The following is a 9295-nucleotide window of genomic DNA, read 5'->3' on the forward strand; positions in this document are numbered from 1 at the left end:
CAACCAACCCAAAATACACTGAACAATGGCTCAAAAGCAAAAACACATGTTCTCATAAAGCTAGATTGCTGCATAAGTACAAGCTATACAATTAGCTTATTTATCGCGTTTGACTGTACATAGGTGCAAATACACTCCAAAAAAGTTTAAGCAAGTGTTGCATCCTAGTTAAAACTCGGTATAATGTGCGCACAACCTATGCGGATGGATGGCAGAGCGGTTGAATGCAACGGTCTTGAAAACCGTCGAGGATTTGCGTCCTCCGTGAGTTCGAATCTCACTCCATCCGCCATCAGGTACTCAAGCGGCTTTAAGGCCGTTTTTTTTGTACCCAAAATCATAGATACAACATTTCTAAACATATCAAGCCCTTTCGCCCACTACTTAGTTAGTCGAGCACTACTACATGCACTCAGCCATTTTCAATCTAAGTCAACGTGCAAAGCACAACGCCGCATTACAACCTTACTCCGGCACAGCAGCTAATGCTCCAATTATCTGCCCACAGCACGCTCTTATCAGCGCAGCATACCTTAGATAGGCATTACCAACCCCATCGCTGCCCTGCATGGCTTAGCAGCGCCATTAATGCGTTCGGTAACGCTACAGAGCGAGGCAACCATACACACTCTTTCGTAGCTATAGCTTAGCAGCAAGCTACTTCTATCATTACTGCAGCCTGTCATGCGCGTAGCATGACATGGTATGGCATGGCCGCACGGTGCTGCACATGCTTAGCATATGCTCGGCAAACGAAAGTGCTTAGATGTGCTCCTAGTATCTTCAATGTGATTCTATGCGCGGCTATCACCTTCAATGAGATTCTATGGGCGGCTATCACCTTCAATGAGATTCTATGAGCATCTATTACCTTGATGAGATTCTATGAGCCGCTATATAGCAGCACTCGCGATTGAAATAGATTGGGCTGCCCTAAAACGATAAAGGCCCTGATGATATTAATCATACAGGGCCTTTTAGAGCGCTTAATACAAAACTTACTAAGCTATAAAAGCACTTGGACAAGCTTTGCATAAGGCATATGCCCATGCTGCTAGTAGTGATACTGTGCATGGGCAATGCCTTGTAAATAAGCCTGATGCTTACTTACCACTCGTGTTAATAAGTGGCTGCAGCATATGCTCTTAAGTTAATTAGATGAGGTACTTGAGTACGAAGAAAGCAGCTAAGATCCAGCTTGCTACAGTAATACTCTTGTACTTGCCAGCACACAGATGTAAGAGCACGTATGCGATCATGCCTAAAGCGATACCCTCAGAGATGGAGTATGACAGCGGCATCATAACGATACATAAGAAAGCTGGGATGGACTCTGAGTAGTTAGCAAAGTCGATCTTCTGTACCTGGCTCATCATCATCAGACCAACTAAGATCAGTACTGGAGCAGTAGCTGCACCTGGAACTGATAAGAAGAATGGAGCTAAGAACAGTGCAATGATAAAGCAGATTGCAGTGGTAAATGAGGTAAGACCAGTACGACCACCCTCAGCAACACCAGAGGCGGACTCAACGAAGGTAGTAACAGTTGAGGTACCAACCATAGCACCTGCAGTAGTACCAACAGCGTCAACTAAGAAAGCCTTCTTTAAGTGAGGAATGCGGCCATTCTTATCTACCATGCCTGCACGAGTAGAAACACCCACTAAAGTACCGATAGTATCGAAGATGTCCACAAATAAGAAGGTGAACACAACAAAAGCCATTTCAGTGGTGAAGATCTTATCAAACTCAAACTTGAATAAGATTGGCTCTACTGATGGAGGCATACCAACTAAGCCACTTAAATCAGTGATACCTAAAGGAATACCGATTACGGTGGTAATTAAGATACCTAATAACAGTGCGCCACGGACACGTAAAATAAGGAGAACGGAAGTTACAAGCAGACCAATCATGCCCAGCATTGCAGGGCCTTGAGTAATGTCACCTAAGGATACTAAGGTAGCATCATTGTTGACGATGATCTGAGAGTTTTGCATACCAATGAACGCAATGAACAGACCAATACCTGCAGAGATCGCGTACTTAAGCGACATTGGCAGTGCATTAACAATCTGCTCACGAACATTAGTAATTGTCAGGACGATGAAAATGAGACCCTCAAGCAATACTGCAGTCAGAGCAAACTGCCAGGTGTAGCCCATAGTCAGACATACGGTATAGGCAAAGAAAGCATTAAGGCCAACACCTGGTGCCAAGGAGAAAGGCAGCTTAGCGTAAATAGCCATTAATAAGGTAGCTAAAACAGTAGAGATAACTGTTGAGGTAAAGAGAGCACCCTTATCCATTCCTGCAGCTGCTAATACGTTAGGAGACAGCGCAAGAATATAGGCCATGGTCAGGAATGTGGTTACACCGGCTAAAATCTCGGTCTTTACACTATGGACATTTGGATCAAAGCCAAAGAGTTTCTGTAACATTGAAAGAGCATCCGTCAATCAAGGCAGCTCACTGCAAAAGTAAAGTCGATACGCCTTTATCTATCCACAGGAGATACTAGACACGAACAAGCAGGATTGCTTGTATGAAAAAGAAGAGAGGGAGACTATGTGCCTTACATTGAGCTAACAAGGCACAATATAAGTTTTTGACTCAATAAATTGAGGTCAAATCAGCATGAATAAACAAGCCTTGCACTAGAGTCTAAAAATTAAGCTAGAGCATCACGCACTAAGCTTAAAACTGCCGCGATAATAGCACCAAGATCACAATTTTGCAATGAAACTAATGTTAAAAAAGCGGATACTTACGGGCTTTATGTTATATAAGCCAACCCAACATAATATAAACTTGTTTGATAAGTTACAAATCCCATAATTAACTGATTGCAGCATCAGTTCATTACACTCATTTACAAGCCAATTTACCCAAAACGCCACAATTATTTTCAAAAGATTAAGGCTTAGAAACAATTACTTAACGATACTTAGCTCAAAAGACTGTAACAAGGTGTGTCTAAATCGGCATTTAGCCCTTAGATTGCTTGCATTCTATGCGTTTGGCTAATAAGCTTAGTAAGATGTCTTGTAGATAGTATGTTGATGACTAGTATTCAAGAGCTAAGTTACACTTATTCTGCAAGAGACTTTCATGCCTAGAGCCCTGGTCCTTGGTATACCAAAGACTAGCAAGGCTAGCTAGCTGAGTGCCATATGGCAAAGAGGATCGCGATGAGCATAACTCCTGAAGCAGAGAATAAAGCTAAACCGATTAAGAAAGCCGTCATTGTCTCTAAGGTCTATCACCGTCCTGTTGGCGGTGCCATTAGTGACATTGCTAAGTTCTTAAAGGGCTTAGGTGTAGATGCATACGTCGATCAGAACACTGCAGTTGGCTTTAACATCTCAGATGTTCCTGTAATTGCCCGTAAGTCTATCCGTGAGACTGACTTAATTATCGTTGTGGGTGGCGACGGCTCATTGCTCGGTGCTGCTCGTTCAATGGTAGATTTTGATGTTCCAATGCTCGGTGTTAATCGCGGCCATCTAGGACTGTTGACTGACATTAGTCCGAAGAATATCGAAAACTCTTTAGCCAAGGTAGTTGCAGGCGAGTACAACATTGAAAAGCGCACGCTCTTAGATGTGCGAGTCCTCCGTCGCTCTGAAGAGGGCATTGAAGATCAATTAGGTCAATCTCTAGCCGTCAACGAGACTGTAATCCACTCTGGTATTCTTGCCCACATGATTGTCTGCAAGGTTAATATCAATGGCAACTACATGTATACCTTACGTGGCGATGGCATCATTGTTGGCACTCCTACGGGCTCTACCGCTTACTCACTGTCAGCAGGCGGACCAATCATTGAACCTCACTTAGATGTTCTCTCTTTAGTGCCAATGTTCCCACAGTCGCTCAACTGTTCTCCAATCATCATTCCAGGACAAAGCAAAGTTGAAGTCGATTTCGAGTTTAAAGAAGACGTCCATGAATGGGTTAATGTTAACTGTGACGGACAGGTAACCATTCGCGCCGACACCAAGTGTGTAGTTCGCATTCGTCAGCACCACACACCACTGACGCTTATCCACCCTGAAGGTTACGACTACTACTCTGTCCTCCGCCAAAAACTTGGATGGGGCCAAAGCCTAGTTTAATCACCTCTCGTCAATTAGTGACAAAGCACTTGTACGCAAGTGCTATTGCTCAATCTAACAAGCACAGCTTCCTGAGCTAGCAACCTCTATGTAAGCCTTGTCTCCCACATAACTGCATCAAAACTTCGATGCAGTTATGCGCCATCCTGCCCATTAATAAGCGCATATCGTTATATTCAAATGACGATCGTACTGACCTAGCTGCGCCTTTTATGATGCTTTTGTTTAAAGTCATCGCCCCATTCTTAGCTTTGTATAGAAAGAGTTGCATAAAACAGCAAGACAGCAAGACAGAAACAGCCTGCACCGCACAAGGCTGCACATACGTAATCTTGGTTAATACGCTAGGCAAACTTTCTTTTTGCACTACATAGATCTTTTGAATAAATCAGTAGCATCATGTACATGCTTAGCAAGACAACTATTAGGCAATGGCGATTGGCTATTTACTTAGCAGCATTTACGGCTGTGGCCTAAGTTAAGGTCACGATCGCAAGCTACTTTCACAAGCTAAGATCTTTGTGCTATCCTATAGCATACTAATTAAAACTTGATTAAATTAGTAACTGTACTGTTAGTAACAAATGTTACTAAAAAGCAAGATATAGCCTAACTTTTGCGAACATAGACTGCATCTCTTATGGTTTTATAACCAAGAGATTGCAAAATAAATGGGCTATTTTGGGCCTAATTGCCCCTTGATTTAAAATCTAGTTTATATTCTAGTATCACAAAATGACCTATATAGTTTAGTTTCGATAGGCCATTTGAACGCAGCATGTAAGTCACTAGTTATTTACTGCCTTATAATGCGCAACATGCCTTAATGATGCTAGAACGTGCTAATTTACAGCTAGGCAGAGTTAACCTCTTAGCAATACATTGCATGGCTTGAGACTTTTGAGCGCTATTTATTCCCACTATTACATATTCTGTGGCGTACTTAGCTTATACTCGTATCTCAGCATTGGATAACATATCTCGGAGAGATCATGCTAGAACAACTCAATTTGAATAACCTTGCTTTATCAGTAGAGGCTGAAGTTGATTTCACTCCAGGCATGATCTGTATTACTGGAGAGACAGGTGCAGGCAAGTCATTAGTTGTCGATGCCCTGTCCTTAGTACTCGGAGCTAAAGCCGATGCCAATATGGTTCGCCAAGGCGAAAAGCAGCTTGAGGTTAATGCCCGCTTTTCTTTAAAAAATCAATTTAAGGCGATCAAACTCTTAGACGACTACGGCTTTTTAGAAGAGCGTAATAGCAAAAGCAGCGATCAGAAGATCGTGAGCGAACAAGCAAATACAGCCTCTGTAAGTCAAGATCCTGATAATCAGAGCAGTGGCGATCTTATCTTTAACAATGCTCCTAATCTTGAGCAAGTCGAAAGTAGTGAAGTTGATACTGCTGTGGTTGCCGATGGACAAGCTGTTGGCTTTGACTCATGGAATATGCACGATGATGACGAGCTCTTACTGCGCCGTATCGTTACCTGTGAAGGCAAGTCAAAAGCATATATTAATGGCCATCCTGCTACGCTAACTCAGCTTCGAGAAATTGGTCAGCTTCTAGTTGCTGTTCATGGTCAGCATGATGGCGTGCGCCTAATGGATGGCAAAAGACAGCTTGAGATCGTTGATAACTTTGGCAAACTGCGTCCTTTGGCTAACGAAGTTAACGATGCTTTCAATCGTTATAGCAAACTACGCCACGATCTTACTAAGCTTGCAGAAGAGCAAAAAGCTGGTGCCATGACCTACAAACAAGATCGCTATGATCTTGAAGAGCTCAAGCGCCTCGACTTTGCTCAGGGTGATTATGAAGAGTTAGAGAGCATGTTTGATCGTGCTCAACACCAAGCTCAATTTAGCTATATCCTTGGCAATCTACATGCAGGTATCGAGCTTAACGAAAACAGCTTAGTGGCGATCTTAGGTAAGTATTTATCTTCACTAGATAAAGTTAAAGCCTTTGATCAGCGTATCGATAAGATCGTCGAAAACGTTGATGCTGCAGTGCAAAACCTCTTAGAAGCCTCGGGCCTTGCTGAGGACTTATGCACTCATACTCTCGATGTAAGCATTACCGAGCTTGAAGGGCGCATGACCAAGGCTCACGAGCTTGCTCGTCGCTTCTCTTGTCTGCCAAAAGAGCTGTACTTAATGGCTGAACGCATTGAGAACAAAATTAATAACTTTGTCTCTTTACGTAAGCGCATCAGTGATCTTACTGAAGAGGTTAAAGCAGCACGTGCAGATTATGAAGCTAAGGCTCAAGAGCTTACCAAGGAACGTAAACTAGCCTCGGCCTCATTAGCCTCCAAGATTGAAGAGAAGATCAAAGTCCTCTCATTGCCAGATGCTAAGTTTGATATTGAGCTTAGCCGTGATGAGGAGTGCAAGCCACGTCCAAGCGGTCGTGATGAACTTACCTTCATGTTCTCAGCCAACCTAGGCCAAGGTTTACGTCCTTTAGCAGCTGTAGCCTCAGGCGGTGAGCTTTCCCGACTTGCTTTAGCTATTGAAGTTTTGACAGCGTCAGTTAACTCTACCCCTACCCTTATCTTTGACGAAATTGATACGGGTATTTCAGGCAGAACCGCTCTTTCTGTTGGCGAACTGCTAAACGAGCTAGGCAACTATACGCAGGTAATTACTGTAACTCACTTACCTCAAGTAGCAGCCAAGGCCCATACCCAATTTGTGGTCGCTAAGTATAATGAAGCTGGACAAGTTAACTCCACCATTACAGCCCTCAACCACGATGGCCGTATTGAAGAGATCTCACGCATGATCGGCGGCTCTACCATCACTGAGACAACTCGCCAAAGCGCTCGAGAACTCTTAGGCTTCAGCTAATCCATCCTCAAGGCGTGGTTACGTTAATTGCTCTTAGCCACGCCAAAATCTTGCCAATTAATGCTTATCTTTAGCTCAATACTCTTTTCTATCCGCTCGTATCTAAAGCTATCAAGCTAGTTACGCCAATGAAAAGAACGCAGTAATCGTACCTATCTTTTTTTTCGCACATAGAGCCGTGCGTGAGTACCTGCATTTGTTGATGCATAGAGCCGTACTCATACCTTAGTTATCCATTAAGCTTAGTTATGCCCTGTTTTAGACTGGCAGTTGTTTGCATAGTGGCAGTTAGATTTGGTCGGTATGTGGGTATTTTTGCACCAAAAGACATCAAACTTAGCTAGCATTGCGTGCAAATGAACATTTTTGAGACATTTTTGGGGAAACTTCCTAAAATAGCATGGAGCTGCTAATAGCAGTTTGCAGCAACAATACATAACAAGATAACGCTTGTTTAAGCAGAAAGGCACGTGCTGTGGCCACATGCTCTCGTGGTCTTTTTTTGTTGTTGCCTGAGTCATTGATGAATTAAGAAGTTCTTATATTGAACAAGCTGAGATGGATACCAACATTCGACTATGAGTGAAGTAAAGTCCTTTATCATACGTCCTGCTCAAGAAGATGATCTTGAACAAATTGCTCGTATCGAGATTGAATCAGCTAAAAATGAAGGTCGTTTAGAGCCGCTTGGATATACGGTCAAAGAGATGCACAAGCTATGGAAAAAGCGTTTGCGCTCTGGTGACTTTGATATTCTCGCTGCAGCTAACGCTGATAATGACTCACACGTATTAGGATTTATTGGCGTGCAAGCGCATCATGGTAAGCCTGGCTTTATTCAGGCCATCTATGTTGATCCAGCTTTCTATCGCCATGGCGTAGGTAAAGCTTTACTAAACCTTGCCGATCGCTTATTTCGCATGCGTCGCTGTCCGCATGCTTATCTCTATCTTGAGCCCCTTAATCATAAAGGCAGGCTCTTTTACAGCAGTGCCGGTTACTTAACAACCAACAAAAGATATCGTCATCTACAAATCCTCAGCAAGGAGTTTGGTTCATGCTAAAAGTCTGTATCGTAGGCCTGTCAGGACGTATGGGTCATGTTATTTTTGATTGCTGCCAAGGTATGGAAGGCTTCAAGGTAATCTCTGGCATTTCGAAAAATGACAACCCACTGCCATTAAGCTTCAATGGCGAAAGAGCAGACTCTGTTGAGGGACTTACTGTTGTACCAGATGTCTTTATCGACTTCTCTCGTCCAGAGTGCTCCTTAAGTGTTTTAGATTATGCAAAAGAGCATGGCTGCGCTGTAGTTTTAGGCACTACTGGCTTTACTGATGACGACAAGTCAAAGATTGTCTCCACTGCTCGAGCTGTTCCTGTAGTATTTGCTGCAAACTTCTCTGTAGGCGTTAACGTCATGTTAGCTCTTATCAAGAAGACCGCTGCTATTATGCAGGATGCAGATTTAGAAATTTACGAGGCCCACCACCGCTATAAGGTTGATGCTCCATCAGGTACTGCTTTAGCTATGGCAGAGGCTGCCGCTGAGGCTCGTGGCGTACAGTTAAATGATGTTTTAGTAGCAGGTCGTAATGGCATTACTGGTGAGAGATCATACGGTACTATCGGTATCTCTTCTGTACGTGGCGGTGATGTGGTTGGCGAACACAATGCTATGTTCTTAACCGATGGCGAGCGTGTATGCATTGAGCACATTGCTACTTCACGTGCTACTTTTGCTCGTGGTGCTATTCGCGCTGCTTCATGGGTTAGCGACAAGAAGCCAGGTCTTTACACCATGAAGGAAGTTCTTGGCTTAGATAAGATCTAAAAAGCACCAGTCAAAAACTATTAGCCTATCTTAAGATAATTTGTTAGCTACCAAATAATAAGATGGGCCTTAGCAAAGATTGATGCTAAAGAAAAAGGGGAGCAATTAACAGCAATTGCTCCCCTTTTTCTTTTCTACTTGCTACCTTAGGCACGTACTTGGTCGATTTTACGGGGGTTAAATTTAAAAGCTAGCATACATATTATAAACCGCATGTTTATCGAATTTTAAGGAAACATGCAATTGCTAGGATTTAACAAAACCACACTGATTCTTAAGAAGGTAAGTCTGTTGGGGGATGCACTATGATTATTCCAACAGGTTGTCTTATCCACGTTGTAAACAAGCCAGTGTCAGCTCGTTATGGTATTCCAACTATGTTCGACATGCTTATAAGTGATGAGCTTCAAATTGGTTGGAACGGTATTGAGCCAGTGGTAATTGTGACCTTCAATGAGCGGAGAACCATTTGCAAGGTATTTGTT

At 43.0% G+C, this 9295-nt stretch carries 6 protein-coding genes and 1 tRNA gene; 6 read left to right on the forward strand and 1 reads right to left on the reverse strand.

Features of this window, described 5'->3' with window-relative positions; translation table 11 throughout:
- Positions 1-202: 202 nt before the first annotated feature.
- A tRNA-Ser gene (locus H524_RS0111095) sits at positions 203-292 on the forward strand.
- 862 nt (positions 293-1154) lie between these two features.
- On the opposite strand, the gene H524_RS0111105 is transcribed toward H524_RS0111095, so the two are convergent.
- Positions 1155-2441 carry an NCS2 family permease gene (locus H524_RS0111105; protein ID WP_027940264.1) on the reverse strand — a complete coding sequence of 429 codons (1287 nt, stop codon included), beginning with the start codon at positions 2439-2441 and terminating at the stop codon, positions 1155-1157.
- A 750-nt stretch (positions 2442-3191) separates the two neighbouring features.
- On the opposite strand from H524_RS0111105, the gene H524_RS0111110 reads away from it, so the two are divergent.
- The 5 genes from H524_RS0111110 to H524_RS15580 all read left to right on the forward strand — a co-directional run.
- Positions 3192-4118, forward strand: coding sequence for an NAD(+)/NADH kinase (locus tag H524_RS0111110; RefSeq protein WP_052339075.1), 927 nt, complete (start codon positions 3192-3194; stop codon positions 4116-4118).
- Between the two features lie 992 nt (positions 4119-5110).
- Positions 5111-6976 carry a DNA repair protein RecN gene (locus H524_RS0111115; protein WP_027940266.1) on the forward strand — a complete coding sequence of 622 codons (1866 nt, stop codon included), beginning with the start codon at positions 5111-5113 and terminating at the stop codon, positions 6974-6976.
- 578 nt (positions 6977-7554) lie between these two features.
- Positions 7555-8040 carry a GNAT family N-acetyltransferase gene (locus H524_RS0111120; protein ID WP_027940267.1) on the forward strand — a complete coding sequence of 162 codons (486 nt, stop codon included), beginning with the start codon at positions 7555-7557 and terminating at the stop codon, positions 8038-8040.
- Positions 8034-8810, forward strand: a complete 777-nt coding sequence (gene dapB, locus H524_RS0111125; protein ID WP_027940268.1) for a 4-hydroxy-tetrahydrodipicolinate reductase — start codon at positions 8034-8036, stop codon at positions 8808-8810. Before H524_RS0111120 ends, dapB begins: the two co-directional genes overlap by 7 nt.
- 305 nt (positions 8811-9115) lie before the next feature.
- A partial coding sequence (locus tag H524_RS15580) for a hypothetical protein (protein ID WP_044122157.1) occupies positions 9116-9295 on the forward strand: 180 nt, incomplete at its 3' end.

Source organism: Anaerobiospirillum succiniciproducens DSM 6400, from assembly GCF_000482845.1.
GTDB classification, from domain to species: Bacteria; Pseudomonadota; Gammaproteobacteria; order Enterobacterales; family Succinivibrionaceae; genus Anaerobiospirillum; species Anaerobiospirillum succiniciproducens.